At 60.4% G+C, this 24,661-nt stretch carries 23 protein-coding genes; 9 read left to right on the forward strand and 14 right to left on the reverse strand.

All coding sequences use genetic code 11. From position 1 onward, the window contains the following. Positions 1-85: 85 nt before the first annotated feature. Genes lptB through lptC form a run of 3 tightly spaced genes read right to left on the reverse strand, consistent with a single transcriptional unit; the run spans position 86 to position 2,148 of the window. The gene (gene lptB / locus T424_RS0104175; protein WP_027486605.1) at positions 86-865 is read right to left on the reverse strand and encodes an LPS export ABC transporter ATP-binding protein; all 780 of its coding nucleotides are present in this window, start codon (positions 863-865) and stop codon (positions 86-88) included. A gap of 10 nt (positions 866-875) precedes the next feature. Then, positions 876-1,472, reverse strand: coding sequence for an LptA/OstA family protein (locus T424_RS0104180; protein ID WP_027486606.1), 597 nt, complete (start codon positions 1,470-1,472; stop codon positions 876-878). Positions 1,473-1,482: 10 nt separating this feature from the next. Continuing rightward, the gene (lptC, locus tag T424_RS0104185; RefSeq protein WP_027486607.1) at positions 1,483-2,148 is read right to left on the reverse strand and encodes an LPS export ABC transporter periplasmic protein LptC; all 666 of its coding nucleotides are present in this window, start codon (positions 2,146-2,148) and stop codon (positions 1,483-1,485) included. 70 nt (positions 2,149-2,218) lie between these two features. On the opposite strand from lptC, the gene T424_RS22410 reads away from it, so the two are divergent. From T424_RS22410 to T424_RS20160, 7 genes are all read left to right on the forward strand, one after another. Next, entirely contained in the window at positions 2,219-2,476 is a 258-nt protein-coding gene (locus T424_RS22410; protein WP_154664796.1) for a hypothetical protein, read from the forward strand. Continuing rightward, positions 2,473-2,787, forward strand: a complete 315-nt coding sequence (locus T424_RS0104190) for an integration host factor subunit beta (protein ID WP_027486608.1) — start codon at positions 2,473-2,475, stop codon at positions 2,785-2,787. The genes T424_RS22410 and T424_RS0104190 overlap by 4 nt, the downstream gene beginning before the upstream one ends. A 110-nt stretch (positions 2,788-2,897) precedes the next feature. Beyond that, on the forward strand, positions 2,898-3,242 hold the full coding sequence (locus T424_RS0104195; RefSeq protein ID WP_027486609.1) for a lipopolysaccharide assembly protein LapA domain-containing protein: 345 nt from the start codon (positions 2,898-2,900) through the stop codon (positions 3,240-3,242). A gap of 120 nt (positions 3,243-3,362) precedes the next feature. Continuing rightward, on the forward strand, positions 3,363-4,490 hold the full coding sequence (locus T424_RS0104200; protein WP_027486610.1) for a class I SAM-dependent methyltransferase: 1,128 nt from the start codon (positions 3,363-3,365) through the stop codon (positions 4,488-4,490). After that, on the forward strand, positions 4,487-5,359 hold the full coding sequence (locus T424_RS0104205) for a TrmH family RNA methyltransferase (RefSeq protein WP_027486611.1): 873 nt from the start codon (positions 4,487-4,489) through the stop codon (positions 5,357-5,359). Before T424_RS0104200 ends, T424_RS0104205 begins: the two co-directional genes overlap by 4 nt. Continuing rightward, entirely contained in the window at positions 5,356-5,847 is a 492-nt protein-coding gene (gene lspA, locus T424_RS0104210; protein ID WP_027486612.1) for a signal peptidase II, read from the forward strand. Before T424_RS0104205 ends, lspA begins: the two co-directional genes overlap by 4 nt. 257 nt (positions 5,848-6,104) lie before the next feature. Then, positions 6,105-7,694 carry a hybrid sensor histidine kinase/response regulator gene (locus T424_RS20160; protein WP_245269440.1) on the forward strand — a complete coding sequence of 530 codons (1,590 nt, stop codon included), beginning with the start codon at positions 6,105-6,107 and terminating at the stop codon, positions 7,692-7,694. 127 nt (positions 7,695-7,821) lie between these two features. Here T424_RS20160 and coaBC read toward each other — a convergent pair whose 3' ends face one another. The 5 genes from coaBC to T424_RS0104240 form a co-directional block, all read right to left on the reverse strand. Continuing rightward, positions 7,822-9,033: a bifunctional phosphopantothenoylcysteine decarboxylase/phosphopantothenate--cysteine ligase CoaBC gene (gene coaBC, locus T424_RS0104220; RefSeq protein ID WP_027486613.1), complete on the reverse strand. Its 1,212-nt coding sequence runs from the start codon at positions 9,031-9,033 to the stop codon at positions 7,822-7,824. Positions 9,034-9,255: 222 nt separating this feature from the next. Beyond that, positions 9,256-10,404, reverse strand: a complete 1,149-nt coding sequence (dnaJ, locus tag T424_RS0104225; protein ID WP_027486614.1) for a molecular chaperone DnaJ — start codon at positions 10,402-10,404, stop codon at positions 9,256-9,258. Positions 10,405-10,408: 4 nt separating this feature from the next. Further along, a complete protein-coding gene (locus tag T424_RS0104230) occupies positions 10,409-10,870 on the reverse strand; it encodes a hypothetical protein (protein WP_027486615.1) in 462 nt (153 codons plus the stop codon). Next, complete coding sequence (dnaK, locus tag T424_RS0104235; RefSeq protein WP_027486616.1) at positions 10,870-12,783, reverse strand: molecular chaperone DnaK; 1,914 nt, start codon at positions 12,781-12,783, stop codon at positions 10,870-10,872. The genes T424_RS0104230 and dnaK overlap by 1 nt, the downstream gene beginning before the upstream one ends. A 317-nt stretch (positions 12,784-13,100) precedes the next feature. Next, entirely contained in the window at positions 13,101-15,503 is a 2,403-nt protein-coding gene (locus tag T424_RS0104240; protein ID WP_027486617.1) for a transglycosylase domain-containing protein, read from the reverse strand. Positions 15,504-15,707: 204 nt separating this feature from the next. Here T424_RS0104240 and T424_RS0104245 point away from each other — a divergent pair, with 204 nt between their 5' ends. Next, the gene (locus tag T424_RS0104245; protein WP_027486618.1) at positions 15,708-16,022 is read left to right on the forward strand and encodes a hypothetical protein; all 315 of its coding nucleotides are present in this window, start codon (positions 15,708-15,710) and stop codon (positions 16,020-16,022) included. A 273-nt stretch (positions 16,023-16,295) separates the two neighbouring features. On the opposite strand, the gene T424_RS0104250 is transcribed toward T424_RS0104245, so the two are convergent. The 5 genes from T424_RS0104250 to dut form a co-directional block, all read right to left on the reverse strand. Next, entirely contained in the window at positions 16,296-16,775 is a 480-nt protein-coding gene (locus T424_RS0104250) for a YbaK/EbsC family protein (protein WP_027486619.1), read from the reverse strand. Positions 16,776-16,971: 196 nt separating this feature from the next. Further along, complete coding sequence (locus tag T424_RS0104255; protein ID WP_027486620.1) at positions 16,972-18,360, reverse strand: M20/M25/M40 family metallo-hydrolase; 1,389 nt, start codon at positions 18,358-18,360, stop codon at positions 16,972-16,974. A gap of 251 nt (positions 18,361-18,611) precedes the next feature. Continuing rightward, positions 18,612-19,682: an HWE histidine kinase domain-containing protein gene (locus tag T424_RS20165; protein ID WP_210164378.1), complete on the reverse strand. Its 1,071-nt coding sequence runs from the start codon at positions 19,680-19,682 to the stop codon at positions 18,612-18,614. Positions 19,683-19,976: 294 nt separating this feature from the next. Then, positions 19,977-20,945, reverse strand: coding sequence for a cysteine synthase A (gene cysK, locus T424_RS0104265; protein ID WP_027486621.1), 969 nt, complete (start codon positions 20,943-20,945; stop codon positions 19,977-19,979). Positions 20,946-21,086: 141 nt separating this feature from the next. Then, positions 21,087-21,551, reverse strand: a complete 465-nt coding sequence (gene dut / locus T424_RS0104270) for a dUTP diphosphatase (protein WP_027486622.1) — start codon at positions 21,549-21,551, stop codon at positions 21,087-21,089. Positions 21,552-21,637: 86 nt separating this feature from the next. On the opposite strand from dut, the gene T424_RS0104275 reads away from it, so the two are divergent. After that, a complete protein-coding gene (locus T424_RS0104275) occupies positions 21,638-23,221 on the forward strand; it encodes a peptide chain release factor 3 (RefSeq protein WP_027486623.1) in 1,584 nt (527 codons plus the stop codon). Here the strand turns inward: T424_RS0104275 and otsA are convergent. Further along, on the reverse strand, positions 23,200-24,606 hold the full coding sequence (gene otsA / locus T424_RS0104280) for an alpha,alpha-trehalose-phosphate synthase (UDP-forming) (RefSeq protein ID WP_027486624.1): 1,407 nt from the start codon (positions 24,604-24,606) through the stop codon (positions 23,200-23,202). The genes T424_RS0104275 and otsA overlap by 22 nt on opposite strands. Positions 24,607-24,661 lie beyond the last annotated feature (55 nt).

A 24,661-nucleotide genomic window follows, 5' to 3' on the forward strand; every position in this document is an offset into this window, starting at 1 on the left:
CTCGAAAATCAAGTTTGGCGGATTTTTATAGGGAGTCTGTGTTTCAACGAAACCAATGCCGCTTCATCAAAATCGAATTCAGGCCTTACAGGCTGAATTTGTCGCCGAGATAGAGACGGCGGACGTCCTGATTGTTGACGATGTCATCGGCGCGGCCATGGGTCAACACTTCCCCCGCATGAATGATATAGGCCCGATCGATCAAGCCGAGCGTTTCACGCACGTTATGGTCGGTAATCAGCACGCCGATGCCACGCGCGGTGAGATGGCGCACGAGATTTTGAATATCCGATACCGAGATCGGATCCACGCCCGCAAAGGGCTCGTCCAGCAGCATGAACGTGGGGTCGGTGGCAAGGGCGCGGGCAATTTCAAGACGACGCCGTTCACCGCCCGAAAGCGCCACGGCTGCGGATTTGCGCAATCGTTCTATGTTGAATTCCGCCAGCAATTCGTTGAGTTTTGCCTCGCGCTTCGTCTTGTCCGGTTCGTGCAGTTCCAGCACGGCGCGGATGTTGTCTTCCACGGAAAGGCCGCGAAAGATCGAGGCCTCCTGTGGCAGGTAGCCGACGCCAAGGCGTGCGCGCCGATACATGGGCATCGAGGTCACGTCGTTGCCGTCAATGGCGATCGTGCCTTCGTCCACGGGCACAAGTCCGGTAATCATGTAGAAGCAGGTGGTCTTGCCAGCTCCGTTCGGACCGAGCAGACCAACGGCTTCGCCGCGCCGGACAACGAGCGACGCACCATTGACCACGCGGCGGGTGTTGTAGGTCTTGGTCAGGCCGTGGGCAATAAGCGTGCCCTGATAGCGGCTCTTGTCACGCGGCGGCTTTGGCGCCGCGCTGGAGTCTGGCGTTGTCACGGGCGAAAACCTATTGTTTCTGCTGGGATTTCGGGTCGAGCTGGATCTGCACGCGCCCCCCGCAACTATCAAGCTTTGCTTCGCCCGTTGTCATTTTCACGGTCAGGCGGCAGCCGACGAAGACGTTTTTGCCTTCCGAAAGAACGACCTTGTCGCCCTCAAGGATGAAGACCTGGCTGTTCATATCGAAATGGCCCTTGTCGGCGGTTGCCTTCTGGGTCTCGGTGTTCAGCACCACGTCTTTCAACACATCGATGGTGTCGATCTTGGCGTCGCCCCCGGTCAGTCCCTGACCCGAACCCGATTGCCCCGCGCCGGCTTGCGCATTGCCCTGGCCTTCGCCCTGCTTGTTCTTGTATTTCACCACCATGGATTGTGATTGCATGGTGGTGGTGCCCTGCACCACCCGCACATTTCCCTTGAAGAAGGCGCTGTTTTCCTGCTGGCGCACCTCAAGCTCGTCGCTTTCGATCTGGATCGGCTTGTCGCCGGAAAGCTTCAGTCCGTTCATATTGCTGGTGGTGGATTGGGCAAATGCCGCCGAAGACAGCGCCAGAAGCGCTGCAAGGGCTGCGGAAACGGGAAGACCACGGGATCCTTTGGTCATGATCGGGCTCTCAATTGCCTTGTTTCTGAAGGGCGGAACCCGAAATCGTCATCCGAACGGCTCCCGTGAGTGTGATGATTTGCCCCTTATCCGTCATATCCATGGACTGCGCAACTATGGACGCTTCCTTTGTGTTGATGGAGACGGGGTCCTTGGTCTTGAGCTTCCCGGCCTTGATGTCGAGATCGCCGGATTGGAAGCGCGCCGTCATGCCGCTTGCCATGTTGATGTCAAAGGGCTTGTCGAGGACGAAGCGGTCGCTGGCCCGGTCATAGGTGCCGCGCTCGGCCCGGATGTCGGCCATGTCGCCCTCGCTGACGGGAACCTTGGCGGTGATGGTTTCGAGCGTGATGAGGTTCGGGTTCTTGATGTCCTGAAGGGCGCGCAGGGCATTCATGGAATAGGATGCACCGTCTGTGTTGCGTCCGGCGATGGCGGGTCTGGACATCACGACCTTGCCATCCTCGATGTCGGCGCCGGCGATCTTGATGGATTCAGGCAGGTAGGTCCGCACGATGGAAACCGCAACGAAGCCTAAAGAAAGGAGGGCGGCGCAAAGCGGCAGCAGGATCTTGAGCCTGCGAACGCGCGCGGAATGTCCAAGCGCCCGCCGGTAGCGGTCGTTCGACACTTTGGCAAACTGCTCGCGAGAGTTTGCGTCGAGGCTGTTGAGCATGGTTTTGCCATCCGTGAAGCTCTGCGGTCCGGTATTTTTGCAATGTCCGGGCGCAAGGCGCATGTTTTGCATGTCCCTCAAAGGCTGCCAATATGGTTTTTTTGGCGCCTCTTGCAAGGTTTTGCCGCCCCCGAAAGAGCGGCTGCGAGGAGATGTTTTACCGCAGATTGCCGCAAAAACCCTTAACCGATTGATTAATCCGATTTTCTATGGTGTTTTACCGGCATCCGCGCCCGAAGGCGCTGCTTTCTGCTGCAATATCATGCGGTGCGGCGATCGGGTGGTTAAATTGAAAACAATGTTTGCAAATCAAAGGGGGCTGTCGTGATCAAGTCGGAGTTGGTGCAGATCGTTGCCGCGCGTAACCCGCATCTTTATCACCGTGACGTCGAAAACATCGTCAACGCGGTTCTCGATGAGATCACCGACGCGCTGGCGGGCGGCAATCGTGTGGAACTGCGCGGCTTTGGTGCCTTTTCGGTGAAAAACCGTCCGTCCCGAACCGGGCGCAATCCCCGCACCGGGGAAACCGTGTTCGTCGAGGAGAAGTGGGTTCCCTTCTTCAAGACCGGCAAGGAGTTGCGCGAGCGGCTCAATCCGGGAATGGGCGATGTCGATATTGATGAAGATGCCGATTGAGGCAGAAAATGCCTCCCGCAATCGAGGTCTGGAACCGGCGGCGCCAGCGCGCATTCCTGCCTTGAGAAGGAAATGGCCGTTCCATCCTCGACGGTGAAAGGAGCATCGAAATGATCAGGAAAATCGTCAATCTGGTGGTGCTTGTTCCCCTTGCCGTCGTTCTGGTGGTGTTGTGTGTCGCCAACCGGCAGATGGTGACGCTGGCGCTCAATCCCTTCCGGCCAGAGGATCAGTTGCTGTCCACCGCAGCGCCCTTCTTTGTTTTCCTGCTTCTGGCCTTTCTGGTGGGCGCGATTGCCGGTGCGGCTGCCACCTGGCTTGCGCAGGGCAAGCATCGCAAGCGGGCGCGCATCGAGGCACGCTCTGCGGCGCGCTGGGAAAGCGAGGCCGACAGGCACCGCAAGCGCGCCGACGAGGTGGCTGCCGCCCAATTGCCGACGCTTTCTTCGCGCTGAGGGGGCTTTACGCCCTTCCTTGCGGCCCTGCTTGATGCTATGGGCCGCCCACGCCTTTCCGCGGCCTGTCCGGCGGCGGGCGCGCATTTCGCTTGAACCGAACAGAAGGCCGATCCTGCCGTGAAAGACAGATCCAAACGCCCGCCGCAGCAGCGCTCTGGCGCTGCGAAATCCGCTGGCGCACCACGGCGGCCGAGGCCGGATCGGACCTTCAGAGAAGACAGGCCGGAGAAGGCTGGAGCCGCGCACGCAAAGCCAAGGCCTGACGAGGCCGTGAAAGTGGGCCGTGTTGAGCCGCAAGCTGCAAGCGAGCCGCTTGCATTGCGCAGCGGCGCCCTGCCGCGTGAAGCGGTTCCAGTCATACTGGAATCGACCGGAGCTGGCGATTTTCACCTCATCGACAGCGGCCACGGCCTGAAGCTTGAGCAATATGGCCCCTACCGCATCGTGCGGCCGGAAGCGCAAGCGCTTTGGCCGCCCGCTCTGCCCGCACATGTCTGGGAAAAGGCGGATGCCATCTTTACCGGCGATACCGACGAGGACGGCATGGGCCGCTGGCGCTTTTCCCGTGAGGCGCTGGGAGAGACATGGCCGCTCAATCTTCTGGGCGTGGATTTTCATGGGCGCTTCACGGCCTTCCGCCATGTTGGCGTGTTTCCCGAGCAGATTGCTCATTGGACATGGATGAAATCGGTGATCGAAGCTTCGGACAGGCCGCTCAAGGTGCTGAACCTCTTCGGCTATACCGGGGTTGCCTCGCTGGTGGCGGCGGCGGCCGGAGCGGAGGTCACGCATGTCGATGCCTCGAAGAAGGCGATTGGCTGGGCGCGAGAAAATCAGGCCCTGAGTCGTCTTGAAAAAGCGCCGATCCGCTGGATCTGCGAGGATGCCATGAAATTCATTCAGCGCGAGGAGCGCCGTGGCAGCCGCTATGACATCATCCTCACCGATCCGCCGAAATTCGGCCGTGGTCCCAATGGCGAGGTTTGGCAGCTTTTCGACCATTTGCCGCAAATGCTGGCAACCTGCCGTGAAATCCTGGCGCCAAAACCCAAGGGGCTGGTGCTGACCGCCTATTCCATCCGGGCCAGTTTTTACGCCATTCATGAGCTGATGCGGGAGACCATGCGCGGCAGGAACGGGCTGGTCGAGTCCGGCGAGCTTGTGCTGCGCGAGGCGGGCCTGGATGGCAAGACACCGGCGCGCGCCCTTTCCACTTCTCTTTTCAGCCGTTGGACACCCCTATGAGCGAAGGTTTCAAGGATCAGGGCCGGGAACGGACGGAGCGCCGCGTCGGGCAGGTGAAAGAGGTTACGAGCCTCGCCAATCCGCTGGTCAAGGACATCAAGGCGCTTTCGCAGAAGAAAACGCGGGAAGAAACCGGTACCTTTCTGGCCGAAGGGCTGAAACTGGTGATCGATGCGGTGGAGCTGGGCTGGAGCATTCGCTATCTGCTCTATTCCAAGGCGGCGCGTGGCAAGCCGCTGGTGGAGAAGGTTGCGGCGCGGACCGTTGCCCGTGGTGGCATGGTGCTGGAAGTCAGCGAAAAGGTCATGTCCTCCATTACCCGCAAGGACAATCCGCAAATGGTGGCGGCGGTGTTCGACCAGCGCTGGCGTGCGCTTTCCGATGTCCGGCTGGATAAAAACGAAACCTGGGTGGCGCTGGACCGCGTGCGCGATCCCGGCAATCTCGGCACGATCATCCGCACCGCCGACGCCGCCGGGGCCTCCGGCGTCATGCTGATCGGCGATTGCACCGATCCGTTTTCCATGGAAACCGTGCGTGCCACCATGGGCTCCGTCTTTGCAGTACCGCTGGTGAAGACCGGCGTGGAGGATTTTCTGCGTTGGAAAAAGACGGCGGGTGTGGCCCTTGTCGCCACGCATCTGGCCGGGGCGGTGGATTATCGCAAGATTGATTACAAGAGCCGCCCGACCGTCGTGATGATGGGCAACGAGCAATCCGGCCTGCCGGAAGAACTGGCCTCCGCCGCCGACCGGCTGGCGCGCATCCCGCAGGCGGGGCTGGCGGATTCGCTCAATCTCGCCATTGCCACCGGCATCATGCTATTTGAGGCGCGCCGCCATCTCTTGACACTGGAAGGCGCAGAATGACCCGCTCTCCCGCGCTGTTTTCCCGCCCGATTCCGGCCATCCTCTGCATCCTGCTGGCGCTTTTGCTGGATCAGGCGATAAAATACGCGGTCGAGGCCATGCTGCCCATGCATGAGCTGGTGCATGTCGTGCCGATGCTGGGGCTGTTCCGCACGCATAATCTGGGCGTTGCCTTTTCCATGCTCTCGCATCTCGATGCCTGGGCCATCGTCGGAATGCGGCTTGTCATCGTGGCCTTCGTGCTATGGCTTTGGCGCAATACCAGCGGCGATCATCGCTTTGCTCATTTCGGCTATTCGCTGATCATTGCGGGTGCCTTCGGCAATATCATCGACCGTTTTGTTTACGGCTATGTCGTCGATTATATCCTTTTCTATACGCAAACATGGTCCTTTGCCGTCTTCAATCTGGCAGATTCCTTCATCAGCGTCGGCGCCGGTCTGATCCTGCTGGAAGAACTGCTGCTTTTGCGGCGCAAGAAGCCTTGAGGATCACGAGGCGCATCTCTGCAAGAGCATTGTTCCAGCCATGGCGGAGATCTCGCGAGGCGCATTGAAAGCCTGCGCGGTTTTGCCCGACATGTTGTAAATTTTAGCAATTACTTTTACAGTTCGGCAACAGTCCCTCTCACACAATGCCGAAATGATGCGACGTTTCCTTAACCGGGACGCTGTAGAGAAGAAACTGTCCCGAACAGGAACGATCCCGTTCCTTGTCCAGCAGCAGGATGGCAGGCGTGGCCCCGATGGATATGCAGGATGTCTCCCTACCGAGAGAAACGGCAGAAAGTGTGCGGGAGCGGCTTCTGGCAACTGTGAGCCATGAAATGCGAACGCCGCTCAACGGTATTCTGGGCATGAGCTACCTGCTGGGTCGGACTGAGCTGTCACCGGAGCAGAGAAATTATCTGGCCTCCATCGTGCAGGCGGGCGAGGCGCTTCAACAATTGGTGGCGGATCTTCTCGATTTTTCGACACTGGAAACCGGCCATTTCGAGCTTCACAACCAGCGTGTTTCACCCCGCCGGCTGATTGAGGGCGTGGTGGAAATGCTGGCCCCGCGCGCCCACGCCAAGGGCATAGAAATTGCCGCAACCGCCGCTGCCGCCGTACCGCCGGAAATCGAGGTGGATGTGGCGCGCCTGCGGCAGGTGCTGTTCAACATCATTGGCAATGCCGTAAAATTTACCCAGGAGGGGGGTGTTCTGGTGACAAGCACCTGCCTGGGTGAGGAACTGGTCATTCGTATTCGCGATACCGGCCCCGGCATGACGGAGGAAGAGCGGGCACGGCTTTTCGTCGAGTTCTCGCAGGCGGGCGATCTTCTGCAACGCAGCGGCGGCACGGGTTTGGGCCTTTTTATCTCGCAACGGCTGATGATGGCGCTTGGCGGTTCGCTGGCGGTTGCCGAAAGCCAGAAGGGCAAGGGTAGCCTGTTCGAAATCCGGCTTCCCTGCCGTCCGGCAGGTTCTGACCGGCCGCAGATCCCGCATGAGGAGCTTCTGGCGGGCTCCGTGGTGGTGGTGCTGGCGCCGGAGGGACCGGCGGCGGAAAGCTGCCGGGCCAGCGTCAAGGCGTTGGGCGGATATTGTTTCGCAACGGCCGATCCGATGCAGGCGCTGGAGGAAATCCTGCGACTGAGCCAGACTGCTGCGCCTGTTACCGATCTCATCGTCGATCACCGCAGCATCTCCGGTTACGATGCGCATCTGGCGGCAAAACTTGAAACCCTGCCCAGACTGCGTCGCACGTTTCTCGTGACCCCGGAGGAGCGCCCGACCCGTCCACTGACCGGCTTCGATGCCTGGCTCATCCGTCCGCTGCGTGAACAGACCCTCAGCGACGTGCTGCGCGGCCTGATGAGCGGCTTCGATAACGCCATTGAAGCGGAGGAGGAGCGAGACATCGGCGAGGCCAGCCCCACGGCTGAATGCCTGAACGTGCTGGTGGGTGAGGATGATCTGGTCAATGCCACGCTGTTGAAGGCCGTGCTGCAAAAGGCCGGTCACAAGGTCGCGCTGGTCGGCGATTTCGACGCCTTGCGTCGCGAGGTGGCCTCGGATGATGGCGCCAGCGCCGATCTCATCATAACCGATCTCGGTATGCCCGGCGGCGAGGGGCCATCGGTTCTGCGTTATATCCGCATGATCGAACAGCTCAAGCGCCGCCGCCGCTGCCCCATCATGGTGCTGACAGGCGATCTGCGTGACAGTTCGCGGGTGGATGCGCTGACGAGTGGAGCGAATATGGTCTTGCAGAAGCCGGTCAACCCGGATCGATTGCTGCGGGAAATACGCTCGCTGCTCCAATCCGCCGATTGCCGACGGGCTGGCTGAGCGAGCTTCAACGCTTTATAAAGCGTGTCGCGATCTTTCAGATTCGCGGCTGACGCTTTACGTCATTGTTTTTTCGCCTGTCGTTGTCGCAAAATCGAATACAGTTTTGCTGGAAATGCTCCAGGGATCACGCATCTGCCAGCATGGCTGCGATTTTTTCCGCCAGTTTTGCGGCAACGTCGGCCTTGGAAAGCTCCGGCCAGCTTTCCTCGCCCTCCCGATAAATCAGCCTGACGCTGTTGCGTTCGCCGCCCATGATGCCGGTTTCGGGTGAAACATCGTTGGCAACGATCAGGTCGGCCCCCTTGCGCTCCAGCTTTGCGCGACCATTGACGCTGACATTCTGCGTTTCCGCAGCAAAGCCGACAACCAGGCGCGGACGTGCCTGATGATGTCCGACGGTGGCAAGAATGTCCGGGTTCTCAGCCAGAACCAGCGCAGGCGGGCCTTCTCCGGGCTGCTTCTTGATCTTGTGCGTGGATGCGTCCGCCACGCGCCAGTCTGCCACCGCCGCGACCATCACCGCAATGTCTGCGGGCAGGGCGTTCAGCACCGCGTCTCGCATGTCCTCGGCACGCTCCACATGAATGACGTTCACCCCGGCAGGGTCAGCCAGCGTAACCGGCCCTGACACCAATGTCACCTCGGCGCCCAGCCTGGCAAGCGCCTCGGCAATGGCGTGGCCCTGCTTGCCGGAGGAGCGATTGGCGATATAGCGCACCGGATCGATCGGCTCATGCGTGGGGCCGGAAGTGACAATGGCCTTTTTTCCCTGCAAGGGGCGGGAGCGGGCGCTCAACATATCCTCGATAGCGCCCACGATCTCCAGAGGCTCGGCCATGCGGCCAAGGCCTGCCTCGCCGCTTTCGGCCATTTCGCCGCGCATGGGGCCGATGAAGGCAATGCCATCGGCTTTCAAACAGGCGACATTGCGTTTGGTGGCCGGATTTTCCCACATGCGCGGGTTCATGGCGGGCGCAACCAGCACCTGCTTGTCCCGCGCCAGCAGGGCGGCGGTGGCAAGATCGTCAGCCAGCCCATTGGCCATTTTTGCCATCAGGTCAGCCGTTGCAGGCGCGATGACGATCAGATCACACTCCCGCGCCAGCCGGATATGGCCGACATCCTGCTCATCCTCGCGGGAAAAAAGGTCCGTATAGACATGCGACGCGCTCAGCGCCCCCACCGCCAGCGGCGTTACGAATTGCTGCGCGGCTGCCGTCATCAAAGGGCGCACGCAGGCGCCTCGTTCCCGCAGACGGCGGATGAGGTCGAGGCTTTTATAGGCAGCAATACCACCGCCGATGACCAGGAGAATTTGCTTGCCTGCCAGGCTCATAAACGGATCGTCCTCTTCTGCGGGCCACACGCAATACGGTCGGACAATGCTCTATTGAAGGACCGAGGGCAATCTCCGGGCATCCATCCACAAACAGTTCCGCCGCCCAAAGGCGGCGGATATTGTCTTTCGCGTCATCACCTTGCCGGCGTGACCGCTTTGACTGTTTGTTTCTGCGCATTTTCAAACGGAAAACCGGTTTCCCCTTTTCCTGGAAATGCTCTAGCCTTCGAAGAATTCCTTCATCCGGGCAAAGAAGCCGGTGGATTCGGGGTTGTTTTCCTTGGAGGACAGTTGCTCGAATTCCTGCAACAGTTCGCGCTGGCGTTTGGTGAGCTTTTGCGGCGTCTCGATCTGGATCTGGATATAAAGATCGCCCATCTGCTGCGAGCGCAGCACGGGCATTCCCTTGCCCTTCAGCCGGAACTGCTTGCCCGATTGCGTGCCTTCCGGCACGGTTACGCGCGATTTGCTGCCATCCAGTGTCGTGACGTCGAAGGTTCCGCCAAGGGCTGCGGTGGTCATCGAAATCGGCACGGAGCAATAAAGATCCGCCCCCTCGCGCTGGAAAAACTGGTGCGGCTTGACCGAGAGGAAGATGTACAAATCCCCGGACGGCCCGCCGCGCAGCCCTGCTTCACCTTCACCTTGCAGCCGGATGCGCGTTCCGTCCTCGATGCCGGAAGGAATCGATACGGAAAGCTGACGCTCTTCGGTCACGCGGCCCTGGCCATGGCACTTGGTGCAGGGATCGGAAATCGTCTGGCCCCGGCCATGACAGGTGGGGCAGGTGCGTTCGATCGAGAAAAACCCTTGGGCTGCGCGTACACGACCGGAGCCCTGACAGGTGGAGCAGGTGGTGGGCTTGGTGCCGGGCTTGGCGCCGGATCCCGAGCACACTTCGCAGGTAATCGAGGTTGGCACCCTGATCTGCGCCGTCTTGCCGGCATAGGCCTCTTCCAGCGAGATCTCCATGTTGTAGCGAAGGTCGGCGCCGCGTTCGCGTCCACCGCTGGAGCGGGCGCGGGCCCCGCCACGGCCGCCTCCCATCATCTCGCCGAAAATATCTTCGAAGATGTCGGAGAAGCCACCGCCGCCGCCACCGAAGCCGCCCCCGCCAAAGCCGCCACCACCCATGCCGCCCTGTTCAAAGGCAGCGTGACCAAAACGGTCATAGGCGGCACGCTTCTGGGGGTCCTTCAGCGTTTCATAAGCCTCGTTTATCTCTTTGAACTTCTTTTCCGCTTCGGCATCGCCCGGATTCTTGTCCGGGTGATAGGTCATCGCGAGCTTGCGAAAGGCGCTTTTCAGCTCCTTTTCATCCGCGCTTCGCGAAACGCCGAGGGTTTCGTAAAAATCTGCCTTTGCCATGGTCTTACAAAGCTCTCAAAGCCCGTTCCACGCCCGCGTGGTTGCCGATTTTCTGTCCGGCCTGCACATCGCAGGCGGCCATGTCCTTGCTGAAATCCGCAGCCGCGTCCCGCGCGTCACCCATCAGCAGCTTTCGCGGTTCGCCGCGCTGCGTAATAGCCTCAGTCAGGGCGGTGGCGGCAAAACCCAGCGAATGCGCGGCCAGATCGCAGGACGAAACCTGTCCACCGGCCTTCTTGCGCTTCAACCCTGCTTCGATAAGCGGGGCCAGATCACTGATAGCCTTGCGCAACATGCCCGAATCCCGCCTGGCAATGGCCTGCATGACGGTTGCCTCGGCAGTGCTGATGCGGCGCTGCGCATCTCCCGCCGATTGTGCGAAGGCCGTCGTGGCGATCAGCAAGGAGAATGCGGCTGGCCCGAAGGCCAGCCATGTTCCGAAAGATGTTTTACGAGAAGTCTGCATCAAGCCGACTTCTTCGTGTTGTCATCCTTCACTTCTTCATAATCGGCGTCAACGACATTGTCGTCCTTCTCGCCGGATGCGCCTTCATGACCAGCCTCGGCCTGCTGCGCCTCGTAAATGGCCTGACCAAGCTTCATGGATACTTCCATGAGGGTCTGGGTCTTGGCCTGGATGTCATCGGCATCCGGCTCGGCCGCTTCGAGTGCGCCCTTGACGCTGGCAATCGCGTCTTCGATGGCCTTTTTGTCCGCCTCGGAAACCTTGTCGCCATAGTCCTTCAGGGACTTTTCGGTGGAGTGAACGAGGCTTTCGGCCTGGTTCTTCGCTTCCACCACGGCGCGGCGCTTGCGGTCGGCCTCGGCATTGGCTTCGGCATCCTTGACCATCTTTTCGATGTCGGCGTCGGAAAGGCCGCCGGAGGCCTGGATGCGGATCTGCTGCTCCTTGCCGGTACCCTTGTCCTTAGCCGAAACCTGCACGATGCCGTTGGCGTCGATATCGAAGGTCACTTCGATCTGCGGAACGCCACGCGGGGCCGGGGGCAGGCCGACGAGGTCGAACTGGCCAAGCAGCTTGTTGTCGGCTGCCATTTCGCGCTCGCCCTGCGAGACGCGGATGGTAACAGCCTGCTGGTTGTCTTCCGCGGTCGAGAAGACCTGGCTCTTCTTCGTCGGGATCGTGGTGTTGCGATCGATCAGACGGGTGAACACGCCACCCAGCGTTTCGATACCCAGCGACAGAGGCGTCACGTCGAGCAGCAGTACGTCCTTGACGTCGCCCTGCAACACGCCGCCCTGGATGGCAGCGCCCATGGCAACCACTTCATCCGGGTTGACACCCTTGTGCGGCTCCTTGCCGAACAGCTGCTTGACGATTTCCTGAACCTTCGGCATCCGGCTCATGCCGCCGACCAGCACGACTTCATCGATCTCGGCGGCGGTAACGCCTGCATCCTTCAATGCGGCCTTGCAGGGCGCGACGGTGCGCTGCACCAGATCGTCCACGAGGCTTTCGAACTTGGCGCGCGTCAGCTTCATCGTCAGGTGCTTGGGGCCGGAGGCGTCGGCGGTGATGAAGGGCAGGTTGATTTCCGTCTGCTGCGAGGAAGACAGCTCGATCTTGGCCTTTTCAGCGGCTTCCTTCAGGCGCTGCAAGGCAAGCTTGTCGTTCTTCAGCTCGATGCCATTGTCCTTCTTGAACTCGGCTGCGAGATATTCGACCAGTCGCATGTCGAAATCTTCACCGCCAAGGAAGGTGTCGCCATTGGTGGACTTCACTTCGAAGACGCCATCGCCGATTTCGAGAATGGAAATATCGAAGGTGCCGCCGCCAAGGTCGTAAACGGCAATGGTCTTGCCTTCGCGCTTGTCGAGACCGTAAGCCAGGGCGGCCGCGGTCGGCTCGTTGATGATGCGCAGCACTTCCAGACCGGCGATGCGTCCTGCATCCTTGGTGGCCTGACGCTGGGCGTCGTTGAAGTAGGCCGGAACGGTGATGACGGCCTTTTCGACCTTTTCGCCGAGATAGGCTTCCGCGGTTTCCTTCATCTTCTGGAGAACCATGGCGGAGATCTGTGAGGGCGAATAACCCTTGCCATTGGCCTCGACCCAGGCGTCGCCATTGTCACCCTTCACGATGTGGAAGGGCACGAGACCCTTGTCCTTCTCGACGGTCGGGTCCTCGAAGCGGCGGCCGATCAGGCGCTTCACGGCAAACAGCGTGTTGGTCGGGTTGGTGACAGCCTGGCGCTTGGCGGGCTGACCGACCAGACGCTCGCCGTCTTCCGAAAAGGCCACCATGGAGGGCGTCGTGCGTGCACCTTCCGAATTTTCGATGACCTTTGCGTCCTTGCCATCCATGACGGAGACGCAGGAATTGGTCGTTCCAAGGTCGATACCGATTACTTTTGCCATGTTATTCTCTCCTTGAAGCAGGCTGTCGGAACCCCAAAAGCATTCCGTTGACAGCCCCTCGACGTGGATTTTTGTCTTCGGGTTTGCGCAGCGATGCTGCCTTATGCGGCGTATATAAGAACCGGAATTTGGGACTGCAAGGCACCAAATTCACGGGATGTTGAAGTCTGTGGTTGCGGAACGAAAATTTGGTCCTTCGGAGCCGTGCCGGTTCGGTGGTTTGCCTTTTTGAGCGGCGAAAACCCGCCTTGTTATGCGAAAGCGGAAAACCATAACCGTGCTTGCTTGCGCCGGACCTTTGCCTGTGGCTTTTTGCATCAGCGTCCCATGATCACATCGAGAAGGGTCGTGCTTCCACCCTGCCTTTGAGCGGGCTGTCGAGATGTCTCGTCAAGGTCGGCGGGCGGGCCCATATCTTCCGCGGGGTAGCCGCTTTCGTCTTGCCAGTGGCCGGGTTCATTGCGCGCCGGCGGCATTTCTGCCCTGCCATAGGGATCGGCCGCTTCAGGCTGTTGCGCGCCGCCCGCGGGATATTGTCCGCGTAAAGCGCCGTTCGGCTGCATTTGCGGCTGGGCCTGCGGAAGAATATCACGGCCTGTCTGCGTCGGAGGCACGGCTGCCGAGGGTTGCTGCGGCGAGGCGGGAGCAGGCGGATAGGCATTGTCCGGCGTGCCGGACAGAACCTGCTGGATCATGGAGGTCAGCGAAGGCTCGCTGTCTTCCTGCGGGCGCTGGTCGCCAAACAGCGGCACGGGCGTCAGGCCCTTGTGCGCCACTGTCATGAAATCCTTGAAGGTCTTTGCCGGCAGACCGCCCCCGGTCACTTTCTTCATCGGTGTGCCGTCGTCATTGCCGAACCAGACGCCTGTGGTCAGATTGCTGGTGAAACCCACGAACAAGGCATCGCGGAAGGATTGCGTGGTCCCGGTCTTGCCCGCCACCTGCCAGTCCTTGAGCTGGGCGGCCTTGCCCGTGCCCTCGCGCACCGTGCCTTCCATGAGAAGCGTCATCTGCTGGACGATCTGCTGGTTCAGCACGCGCGGCGGCTCGCCGTAATCGGCCTTGTAGAGAGATTTGCCGCTCACATCGGCAATTTCGGCAATCACATGCGGGGTTGCCTTGAAGCCGCCATTCATGAAGGGCGCATAGGCCGAGGTCAGTTCCAGCAGAGAGACTTCCGACGTGCCAAGCGCGATGGACGCATTGCTTTGCAGCTCGGATTCGATGCCCAGACGATGCGCCAGCTTGATGACCTGATCGGGACCGGCTTCCATGACAAGCTGCGCGGCGATGGTGTTGAGGGAATGGGCAAAGCCATAGGCGAGCGTGACCGGGCCATTATACTTCTGCTCGTAATTTTCCGGCGTCCAGTTGCCAATGCGGATCGGGGCATCGTTGCGGATGGTGTCCGGCGTGTCGCCAAGCTCCATGGCGGACGCATAAACGAAAGGCTTGAAGGCCGATCCCGGCTGGCGTTTTGCCTTGACGGCGCGGTTGAACTGGCTGGTGGCATAATCGCGCCCGCCGACCAGTGCCCGGATCGCGCCATTGCCATCGATGGCGACAAGTGCCCCTTGCGAGACGTTCTGCTTGGCCCCGTCCTTGTCGAGTGTCGTGGCTATCGATTTTTCCGCCGCCTTTTCGAGATCCGCGTCAATGGTGGTGGTCACGACGACATCGGTTTTGACCTCGCCGATCAGGCCTTTCAGCTCGTCCATCACCATATCGGCCACATATTGACCGGCGCCGGACCAATAGCTTTTGGCGCGGGCAGGCGGCTGGGCCATGGCGCGCGTCAGGTCGCTGTCTGAAATATAGCCCTGCTCGCGCATGGCGCCCAGCACCACACGGGCGCGGTCCTGCGCGGCTTGCGGATTGGTGGCGGGGGAGAGGCGGGACGGCGCCTTAACAAGGCCTGCCAGCGTGGCGGCCTCCCCAAGATTGATGTCACGGGCCGATTTGCTGAAATAACGTTGGGAGGCCGCCTCCACCCCATAGGCATTCGAACCGAAATAGACCCGGTTCAGATACATGGCGAGGATCTGCTCCTTGGTGAACTTGTGTTCGAGCCAGAGCGAGAGCAGCACTTCCTGCACCTTGCGCTCCAGCGTCTTGTCCGGCGAGAGGAAAAGATTGCGCGCCAATTGCTGGGTGATGGTGGAAGCGCCCTGCGCCTTCTGCCCCACGAGAATGTTGGTGACGAAAGCGCGGGCGATGCCAATGGGATCGACGCCGAAATGCGAATAGAAGCGCCGGTCCTCGATGGCGACGATGGCTTCCGGCAGATAGGGCGACATTTCCTCGAGCGCCAGCGCCTCGCCGCCGGTTGCGCCGCGATTGGCAATGACCGTGCCATCGACCGAGACGATCTTGATGTTGGGGGGACGGTCGGGAATGGTCCAGCTGCTGGCGCTTGGCATTTGTGCGGCGAAATAGGCAATCACGCCCGCCACAGCGATGCCGCCCCAGATGCCAAGGGTTATGCACCAGTAGAAAAGACGGCGGATGGCACCGAAAAAACCGGGTCCGGACCGCGTTTTTCGCCGGGCGCTCTCTTGGGGCACGCGCGGCGTTTTGGCGGTTGCACCCCGTGGAGCGGTCCCCTTGCCGCGAGGGCCCGTCACACGATCCTCGCTGTCCAGACGAATATCGTCATCGCCCTCGTCTTTCGAGGGGCCGAGACTGGGTTCGATGCGGCGGGATGAAGGATTGCGTGCCATGCGTGCCGGTCGGTCTCCTGAGCGCGGACGGTTGATTGTTTTCAAGTACCGGATTCTCCCTGCCTATAATGGATCGTCAGGGATGAAAAGACCCGGTCCCTCTATGGCCCTTTCAAAAAAACGGGAAGAAGTCGCATTCGGAACAAAGCGCGGGGCAGTCCGTTGAAACGGCAGACGATGAACGAAATGCCAAAAGGAGTTGTTATGGCTGATAACATGCGAATGCAGGCTGAAATGCGCGAACTTCAAGCCCAGCTGGCTCATTTGAAGGATAGTCTGACAAGTCAGGGCTACTCGCTTGCAGACGATTTGCGCAGCAAGACATCTTCTGCCGCCCGTCAGGCAGAGCAGGCCGCGCGCTACGCCCGCGATGAAGCCGCAACGGTTGCGGGCATCGTGCGCGAGCATCCCACTGCGGCCTCCACCGCCCTTCTGGGCATGGCCCTGATTGGCGGTCTCGTGGGCTATCTGATCGGTACGCAGCAGCAGGAGCAGCGCCGCCCCTGGTATCGTTACTGAGCCGACATGCATTTCCGCCCGAAAAAGCCTGTCACACAAGATTGAATGGGTCCGCTTGTTAGAGCATTTTCAGGAAAAGTGGAAGCCGGTTTTCCGTTTGAAAATGCGTAAAAACAAATAGTTAGAGCGGCTCAATGTTTCCGTGAAACAATGAACCGCTCTAGTGGGGCGCGTCAATTTTCCTGAGTGGGCATGGGTGAGGAGGAGAGGGCGGCGTGGCAGGCGCCGCCCTTTTCATGTTTGCAGAAAGATCATTTCTCAGTCGGCCATATCTCAGCCAGCTATGCCCGAACCGGATTGGCAGACATCAACCCATTCGGCGCCGGTCAGTTCGATCAGGCGATCAGGGGTCAGCCGGACTGCCGAATTTCCGGCGCCGGCGGCGGGCAGGATTTCGGCGTGCGCCTGAAGAGACCTGTCGCAATATATCGCCATTGGCGTTGCAAGACCGAAGGGGCACACACCGCCCACAGGATGGCCCGTTCGCGCCAGAACCTCTTCCGCTTCCGGCATTTTCGGCTTTGCGCCGAAACGATCTCGAAACTTGCGATTGTCCAGCCGCGCCATGCCTGCCGCCACCAGGAGTATAACCTCTTCACCCGCCCGGATGCAGAGCGTCTTGGCGATCTGGTCCGGATCGACGCCATGCGCCTCTGCCGCCATGGCGACGGTTGCAGAACTTTTTTCGGTTTCCAGCACGGTAATATCCGGGGCGTGGCTGGCAAAGAAGTCTTTCACGGATTGCAGGCTCATGGAAACGTCATCCCTCATCGCGTTACAGTTTTCTTTGTGCGTTCCATAAAACGCCGGGCGCTGTAAATGATGGTTAAGTATTTTGCGCAATCATTTCTTCAAGCGGATGGAGATTTCATCTGCCCGATGTGATCGCCCTGCGGCCCTTGACCACGGATGTACTGGCAAGAGCGGCCGCAGGAGCGTCACAACGTGCTTATTTCGCCAGCGCGTCAATGATCCTGATCCAAGAGCGAATGCCCTTATGGAAGGAATTCAGCTCGTATTTTTCGTTGGGGGAGTGGATGCGATCATCCACCAGACCAAAGCCGACGAGAAGCGAATCCATGCCCAGCATTGTCTGGAAATCACCGACGATCGGTATCGAGCCACCCATGCCGATGACGACGGCGGGTTTGGGCCATTCCTCGGAAAGGGCAAGCCGGGCCTTGGTCAGCGCTTCGGAGTCATAGGGAAGCTGGATGGCGGGCGATGCGCCATGATCCTGGAACGTGACCGAGCAATCGGCTGGAATGCGGGCCTTCACGAAGGCATGGAAGCTTTCCCGGATTTTCTCGGGATCCTGCTGCCCGACCAGCCGGAAGGAAAGCTTGGCAGACGCCTTGGCCGCAATGACCGTCTTGAAGCCTTCGCCGGTATAGCCGCCGGTAATGCCGTTGACTTCTGCGGTCGGACGCGCCCAGGTCAATTCCAGAACGCTGCGGCCCTTTTCGCCCGCGGGCTCGGAAAGGCCGACTTCGCCGAGAAAGGATTTTGCATCCCGCCCAAGGGCTTCCCATGAGGCCTTGATGTTGTCTGGCGTTTCCTCGACGCCTTCATAGAAGCCATCAAGCGTCACGCGGCCGTTTTCGTCATGCAGATCGGCAAGGATTTTCGTGAGAATGTGGATGGGATTGGCCGCTGCGCCGCCAAACAGGCCGGAATGGAGATCGCGGTCCGCCGCCGTGACGGTGACTTCCTCCCCCAGAAGTCCGCGAAGTGCCGCGGCAATGGCGGGTGTCTGCGGGTCCCACATGCTGGTGTCGCAGACGAGGGCAAAATCCCGTTTGAGTTCGGCCTCGTTCGCCTTCAGGAAGGGTTTGAGCGACGGAGAGCCGGATTCCTCCTCGCCCTCGAAGAGAATGGTGATGCCGAGAGGCAGGTTGCCACGGGCGGCCTTATAGGCGCGGCAGGCCTCCACGAAGGTCATCAGCTGCCCCTTGTCATCGGAGGTGCCGCGCCCGGTGATGACCTTGCGGCCCGGCGAGATTTCCTTGATGGCGGGCGCGAAGGGATCGTTTTCCCAAAGCTCCAGCGGATCCACCGGCTGCACATCGTAATGGCCGTAAAACAGCACATGCGGCGCAGCCTCGTTTGCGCCCTCGTGATGGGCAACCACCATGGGATGACCGGGCGTATCGCGCAGGGAAGCGGTAAAGCCGATTTCGTTCAAGACCTCCACCAGCCAGGCGCCAGCCTTGCGGCATTCCTCCTTATAGGCAGGGTCGGTGGAGATCGACTTGATCCGAACAAGCTCGAAAAGCCGATCCAGACTTTCCGGCAAGGCCTTGTCGGCGGCATCGAGAACGGTTTGCAAATCGGTCATTGGGGTATCCGGGATTGTTTCGTTTGGGGGGGAGGGTAAAGTTTGTCGAGCAAAAGTGGAAGCCGGTTTTGCGTCACGACAAACGGAGGGTAAAGTTTGTCGAGCAAAAGTGGAAGCCGGTTTTGCGTCACGGCAAACGGAGGGTAAAGTTTGTCGAGCAAAAGTGGAAGCCGGGTTTGCGTCACGGCAAACGGGGAAAAAACTTTGTCGAGCAAAAGTGGAAGCCGCTGCACACTTTTGCTCGACGTGCTTTAGGCGGCGATATGGCCGTCGCTTTCCTCGGTCTGTTTCGGGGTGATGGCGGAAAGCGGAATCATGAGATCGGCCACGGCCCCTTCCGGCGGAAAGCGCAATGTGGCGCTGCCGCGGACGGCGCCTATGACCTTGCGCACCAGAACCGAGCCGAAGCCGCCCTCGCCATCATCCTGCGGTTTGGGGCAGGGGCCACCCCGTTCCTGCCAGCGGATTTCAAGGTGTTTTTCGTTCTCGCTCCCGTCAACCTTCCAGTCGATGCGGATTTGACCGTCTTGCACGGAGAAGGCGCCGTATTTCACCGCATTGGTGCCGAGTTCATGCAGGATGAGGCTGAGAAGCACCACGGCCTGACCGCTGACCGATATGGCCGGGCCGTGCAATTCGATCCGGGCGGTGCCGCGCTTGTCGAAGGGCTCCAGCGATTGCGCAATCACGCTTTGAACGGTGGCCTCGTCGCCGGGCCGAAGGCCGCGCAGCAGCAGGTTGGACCGCGCCATGGCATTGAGCCTTTCACGTAGCGCCTGTGAAAAGCCGGGGACATCGCTGGCATGGCGCTGCGAGAGGCTGATGATGGCGTTGATGGTGGCGAAGACGTTTTTGAGCCGATGGTCCAGTTCCCGCGCCATGACTTCCTGCTGCTCGGCCAGCATTTCCACCTCGGCGCGCGCCAGTTTCTCGGCCCGGTAGGCCCGCATCATCAGGGCGGTCAGGCCAAGATCGGTGATGACCACGAAACAATAGAGCAGCATGGCAATGGTGGTGCTGAGGGAAACTTCGAAGCTGAAATAGGGCGGTATGAAGAAATACCAGGAAGCAAGACCGCCCAGCACGGCCATCAACGCGCCCGGCCCAACCCCGAAAACGAAGCCAACCAGAAGAACGGCGGGGAAGAAGGTGACATAGGGAAAAGTGCCGTTGAGATAGGTATCGAGCCAGAAGCGAAGCGCCAGAACCGCGAGGAAAACCAGCACGGTGGCGCAACAGACCATCACATGTTCATGCACGCGGAAAGGTCGGTCCATGGCCTTGAAGGAAGGCAATCTGTCGAGCTTGCTTCGCAGGCGCATTATCTTTCCGCTTCATTCGGCATGTCAGAAAAGCGAGACCAGGGTGTGTGGACATTCGCCCTTGAGCGGCCGCAAACCGTAATTTTCTGCGCGCCCGGTGCTCATGTACTCAAGTACACTCCGCTCCGGTTCTCGAAAATCATCGTTTTCGCCACTCCGGATGCCGAATGTCCACACACCCTAGACCGGCTGCCGAATTTAAGCAATCGCCGTAGCTTGTTCATTTTACGATGTTATCGCGCCTGTTGCGGATTTTTCCCGCAGCAGACGCGATACGCGCATGTTTTGCCTGATTTACTCACCAAGCCCGGCGAAAAGCGCCGTTGAAAGGTAACGTTCTGCAAAAGAGGGAATAATGACCACCAACGTCTTGCCCTCGTTTTCAGGCCGCGAGCCGACCTTGATGGCGGCCGTCAGCGCCGCGCCGGATGAAATGCCGACCGGCACGCCTTCAAGTCGCGCCACGAGGCGGGCCGTTTCGAAGGCCTCGTCATTGGTCACGGTCACGATTTCATCGTAGATCGCGGTATCGAGAACCTTGGGGGCAAAGCCCGCGCCAATGCCCTGGATCTTGTGAGGTCCGGGCTGGCCGCCCGAGAGTACCGGGCTGTCGGCAGGTTCGACGGCAATCACCTTGAGGTCCGGCTTGCGGGATTTCAGCACCTGCCCGGTGCCGGTGATCGTGCCGCCGGTGCCGATGCCGGAAACGAAAATATCCACGGCGCCATCGGTATCGTTCCAGATTTCCTCGGCGGTGGTCTTACGATGGATTTCGGGGTTGGCCGGGTTTTCGAACTGCTGGGGAATAATGGCGTCCGGCAGGGTGGCGGCCAGTTCCTCGGCCTTGGCAATGGCGCCTTTCATGCCCTTTGGCCCTTCGGTCAGCACCAGTTCCGCGCCCAAAAGCGCCAGCATCTTGCGCCGCTCGATCGACATGGTTTCCGGCATGGTGAGAATGAGGCGATAGCCCTTGGCGGCAGCGGCAAAGGCCAGTGCAATGCCGGTATTGCCGGAGGTGGGCTCCACCAGCACGCTCTTGCCGGGGGTGATGGTGCCGTTGGCTTCGAGGCTCTCGATCATCGCCACGCCGATACGGTCCTTGACGGAGGCAATGGGGTTGAAGAATTCGAGTTTGGCCAGGAGGTTGGCCTTCACGCCCTTTTCCCTGGCCAGCTTGTCCAGCCTGACGATCGGGGTGTTGCCGATGGTTTCCGTGATCGACCCGTAAATGCGACCGCGACCGGGCTTGTTCGTGTCGGACATGCATATCTCCCTTCGACTGTTTTCGCGGCAGAGATTACGGGCAAAGGCGATGAAGCACCAGAACCCTTTATCTTTCACGACGAGCCGTGAGGGAAAAATCGCTTCGCAAAGCGGCCTGTTTCAAATCTTTATTTCAACGCCTCATAGTCCTGTGGAGCCGAAGCCGCCGGTGCCGCGCAGCGTCTGCGATGTTTCGTCAACCTCGGTCACTGCCATCTGCGTTACGGGGGCAATCACCATCTGGGCAATGCGCATGGCGCGGGTGATGGTGAAATCCTCCTCGCCCAGATTGACGAGCAGCACCTTCACCTCGCCACGGTAATCGCTGTCGATGGTGCCGGGCGTGTTGAGGCAGGTGATGCCATGCTTGAAGGCAAGGCCGGAGCGCGGGCGGATCTGCGCCTCGAAACCCTCCGGAATCTGCAATATGAAGCCGGTCGGCACCAGCGCGCGCTTGCCGGGCGAAAGCGTGAGGGGCCGAGCCTCTTCCACGGCAGCGCTCAGATCCATGCCAGCCGCGCCGGCGGTTTCATAGGCGGGCAGGGCAAGCCCTTCGCCATGCGGCAGGCGCTTGAGGAGAAGGCGGGGGGCATTGGCATCGGGCATGGCGTCTATCCTTTTTCGGCTCCTCAATTGCATAATTGCCGATGAAAGGCTAGATAACGCGCAATTCACAAGGATATTGCAGACCCATGCCCGAGACGCTCGCAGAAGCGGTCGCCCGCCGCCGCACCTTTGCCATTATCGCCCACCCGGATGCCGGTAAGACGACGCTTACCGAAAAACTGCTGCTGTTCGGTGGCGCCATCCAGCTTGCCGGTGAGGTCAAGGCCAAGAAGGACCGCATCCAGACCCGGTCCGACTGGATGAAGATCGAGCGAGAGCGCGGCATCTCGGTTGTCACCTCGGTGATGACCTTCGAATATGACGACAAGGTTTACAACATCCTCGACACGCCCGGTCACGAGGATTTTGCCGACGACACCTACCGGACGCTGACGGCCGTGGATGCGGCCGTCATGGTCATCGATGCCGCCAAGGGTATCGAGCCGCGGACGCTGAAGCTGTTCGAAGTCTGCCGTATGCGCGACATTCCCATCATCACCTTCATCAACAAGATGGACCGCGAAAGCCGCGACCCCTTCGAGATTCTCGATGAAGTGGAAGAAAAGCTGGCGCTGGACACGGCCCCTGTCACCTGGCCGGTGGGGCGCTCCAAGACCTTCTGCGGCTCCTACAATCTTAAGGCCAACACCTTCCGGGGCAATGATACGCAGGTGGAAGGTCTTGCCGTCAACGGTCCGCAAAGCGTTGCGGAACATCTGCCGGAAAACGAGCGCGCCGCCTTCATCGAGGAACTGGAGCTGGCGCGCGAGGCCTGCCGCCCCTTCGATGTGGAGGCCTTTCTGGAAGGGCACATGACGCCGGTCTTCTTTGGCTCGGCGCTGAGAAATTTCGGCGTGCGCGATCTCATCAACGCGCTCGGCGCCTTTGCGCCGCCGCCGCGCGACCAGGTGGCCGATACCCGCAAGGTTCATGCGGCGGAAGAGAAGATGACCGCCTTCGTCTTCAAGATCCAGGCCAATATGGACCCCAACCACCGCGACCGCATTGCCTTTGCGCGTATCTGCTCGGGCAAGCTGGAGCGCGGCATGAAGGCGCGTCTGGCCCGTACCGGCAAGCAGATGGGCCTGACCGCGCCGCAATTCTTCTTCGCCTCGCAGCGGCAACTGGCCGATACCGCCTATGCCGGTGACGTGGTGGGCATTCCCAACCACGGCACGCTGCGCATTGGCGATACGTTGACGGAAGGCGAAGCGCTGGTCTTCCAGGGCGTGCCGAACTTCTCGCCGGAAATCCTGCGCCGCGTGCGTCTGGAAGATGCGATGAAGGCCAAGAAGCTGAAGGAAGCCCTGCAACAAATGGCGGAAGAGGGCGTGGTGCAGCTGTTCCAGCCGGAAGACGGGTCTCCGGCCATCGTCGGGGTGGTTGGCGCCTTGCAGCTCGACGTGCTGAAAGAGCGGCTTTCGGCGGAATATGGCCTGCCTGTCTCTTTTGAAATGTCGCGCTTTTCGGTCTGCCGCTGGATCTCATCCGATCAGCCGGCCGAGCTGGAAAAGTTTCTCAACGTCCAGCGCGGCAATCTCTGCCGGGATCTCGATGGCGATCCGGTGTTCATGGCGCAGGACGGTTTCTCCCTGCGCTATGAATCCGAGCGTTATCCGGCCATCAAAATGGCGGCCATCAAGGAATATCACGTCGCCAAGGCGGCGTGAGCGGCATTTTCCTCTTCGGTCAGATCGCTGAGGAAATCGTCGCACCAGCGGTTGACGTCATGCACCAGCAGCCGGTCCATCATCTGCTGCCAGCGGGCCTTGCGCTCTTCCAACGGCATTTCTATCGCCCGCTTGATGGCATTGGCCGTGCCTTCCATGTCATAGGGGTTGACCAGCAGGGCGCCGTTCATTTCACGGGCGGCGCCGGCAAAGCGTGACAGGATGAGGACGCCCGGATCTTCGGGGTTTTGCGCCGCCACATATTCCTTGGCCACGAGGTTCATGCCATCGCGTAGCGGCGTGACGAGGCCCACCCGCGCCAGACGGTAAAGCCCGGCCAGCAGCGGCCTTGCGACGGAACGGTTGATGTAGCGGATCGGCACCCAGTCCACCGTGCCGAGCGCGCCATTGACCCTGCCCGCCTGTTCGGCCACGGTGCGCTGCATGGCCTCGTATTCGGGAACCTCGGAGCGGGACTTCGGCGTTACCTGCAAATAGGTGACGTTGCCCCGATGGTGCGGGTTGTCCACGAGGAAGCGCTCATAGGCGTCGATGCGCTGGGTCAGGCCCTTGGAATAGTCCAGACGGTCCACCCCAATGATCAGCGGACGGCTGACCAGGCTCTCCTCGGCCTTCCTGACCATGGCATGGCTGGCAGCACGCCGGGCAAAGCCGGCAAAGGCAGCCGTTTCGATGCCGATGGGATAGGCGCCGCCACGAAACTTGCGCTCGAAGGAAACCAGATGTCCGGGCGCTGGCGAGTGGCCAATGCCCTCCCGTTCGAGCGCGCCGACGAAATTGGCCAGATCGTGATCCGTCTGGAACCCCACGAGATCGTAATGGGCAAGGCACTTTATGATCTCTTCATGCACGGGCATGGTAAACAGCACATCGGCGGGGGGCAGGGGAATGTGCAGGAAAAAGCCGATGCGGTTCGTGACGCCCCGTTCCCGCAACTCCCGCGCCATCGGAATGAGGTGATAATCATGCACCCAGATGGTGTCGTCGGGCTGAAGCAGCGGCAGCAGCCGTTCGGCGAAGAAGCCGTTTACCCGGAAATAACCCGACATTTCCTTGCGTCCGTAATCGGCCAGATCCAGCCGGTAATGGCAGATGGGCCAGAGCACGCGATTGGCGAAGCCGTGGTAATATTCCTCCACGTCGCGATCGGTAAGATCGGTCAGCGCATAAGTGATGTTGCCATCCTCGATCATGGAAAGCGGGCCTGCGTCTTGCTCGCCGCTGGATTTGCCCGACCAGCCCATCCATACGCCGCCGCGCTCCTCGAGCGCGGCCCGCAACGCAACCGCAAGGCCACCTGCCGGGGCGCCCTTCTTTTCGTCTGGAACGGGAACCCGATTGGATATGACGACCAGTCTGCTCATGTCATGTCTTCCTGTAATTGGCGCCTGCCGGGGCAGGCCTTCCCTGGTGGTTTTT

The sequence above is a fragment of the Allorhizobium undicola ORS 992 = ATCC 700741 genome, assembly GCF_000621665.1.
GTDB classification, from domain to species: domain Bacteria; phylum Pseudomonadota; class Alphaproteobacteria; order Rhizobiales; family Rhizobiaceae; genus Allorhizobium; species Allorhizobium undicola.

Bases quoted from the DNA above. Each gene is read 5' to 3' on its own strand.
- T424_RS0104180 (WP_027486606.1), bottom strand. From the start codon at position 1,472: ATGACCAAAGGATCCCGTGGTCTTCCCGTTTCCGCAGCCCTTGCAGCG.
- lptC (WP_027486607.1), bottom strand. From the start codon at position 2,148: ATGCTCAACAGCCTCGACGCAAACTCTCGCGAGCAGTTTGCCAAAGTG.
- T424_RS22410 (WP_154664796.1), top strand. From the start codon at position 2,219: ATGTCCCTCAAAGGCTGCCAATATGGTTTTTTTGGCGCCTCTTGCAAG.
- T424_RS0104195 (WP_027486609.1), top strand. From the start codon at position 2,898: ATGATCAGGAAAATCGTCAATCTGGTGGTGCTTGTTCCCCTTGCCGTC.
- T424_RS0104205 (WP_027486611.1), top strand. From the start codon at position 4,487: ATGAGCGAAGGTTTCAAGGATCAGGGCCGGGAACGGACGGAGCGCCGC.
- lspA (WP_027486612.1), top strand. From the start codon at position 5,356: ATGACCCGCTCTCCCGCGCTGTTTTCCCGCCCGATTCCGGCCATCCTC.
- T424_RS20160 (WP_245269440.1), top strand. From the start codon at position 6,105: ATGGATATGCAGGATGTCTCCCTACCGAGAGAAACGGCAGAAAGTGTG.
- coaBC (WP_027486613.1), bottom strand. From the start codon at position 9,033: ATGAGCCTGGCAGGCAAGCAAATTCTCCTGGTCATCGGCGGTGGTATT.
- dnaJ (WP_027486614.1), bottom strand. From the start codon at position 10,404: ATGGCAAAGGCAGATTTTTACGAAACCCTCGGCGTTTCGCGAAGCGCG.
- T424_RS0104230 (WP_027486615.1), bottom strand. From the start codon at position 10,870: ATGCAGACTTCTCGTAAAACATCTTTCGGAACATGGCTGGCCTTCGGG.
- dnaK (WP_027486616.1), bottom strand. From the start codon at position 12,783: ATGGCAAAAGTAATCGGTATCGACCTTGGAACGACCAATTCCTGCGTC.
- T424_RS0104240 (WP_027486617.1), bottom strand. From the start codon at position 15,503: ATGGCACGCAATCCTTCATCCCGCCGCATCGAACCCAGTCTCGGCCCC.
- T424_RS0104245 (WP_027486618.1), top strand. From the start codon at position 15,708: ATGGCTGATAACATGCGAATGCAGGCTGAAATGCGCGAACTTCAAGCC.
- T424_RS0104250 (WP_027486619.1), bottom strand. From the start codon at position 16,775: ATGAGCCTGCAATCCGTGAAAGACTTCTTTGCCAGCCACGCCCCGGAT.
- T424_RS0104255 (WP_027486620.1), bottom strand. From the start codon at position 18,360: ATGACCGATTTGCAAACCGTTCTCGATGCCGCCGACAAGGCCTTGCCG.
- T424_RS20165 (WP_210164378.1), bottom strand. From the start codon at position 19,682: ATGCGCCTGCGAAGCAAGCTCGACAGATTGCCTTCCTTCAAGGCCATG.
- cysK (WP_027486621.1), bottom strand. From the start codon at position 20,945: ATGTCCGACACGAACAAGCCCGGTCGCGGTCGCATTTACGGGTCGATC.
- dut (WP_027486622.1), bottom strand. From the start codon at position 21,551: ATGCCCGATGCCAATGCCCCCCGCCTTCTCCTCAAGCGCCTGCCGCAT.
- T424_RS0104275 (WP_027486623.1), top strand. From the start codon at position 21,638: ATGCCCGAGACGCTCGCAGAAGCGGTCGCCCGCCGCCGCACCTTTGCC.
- otsA (WP_027486624.1), bottom strand. From the start codon at position 24,606: ATGAGCAGACTGGTCGTCATATCCAATCGGGTTCCCGTTCCAGACGAA.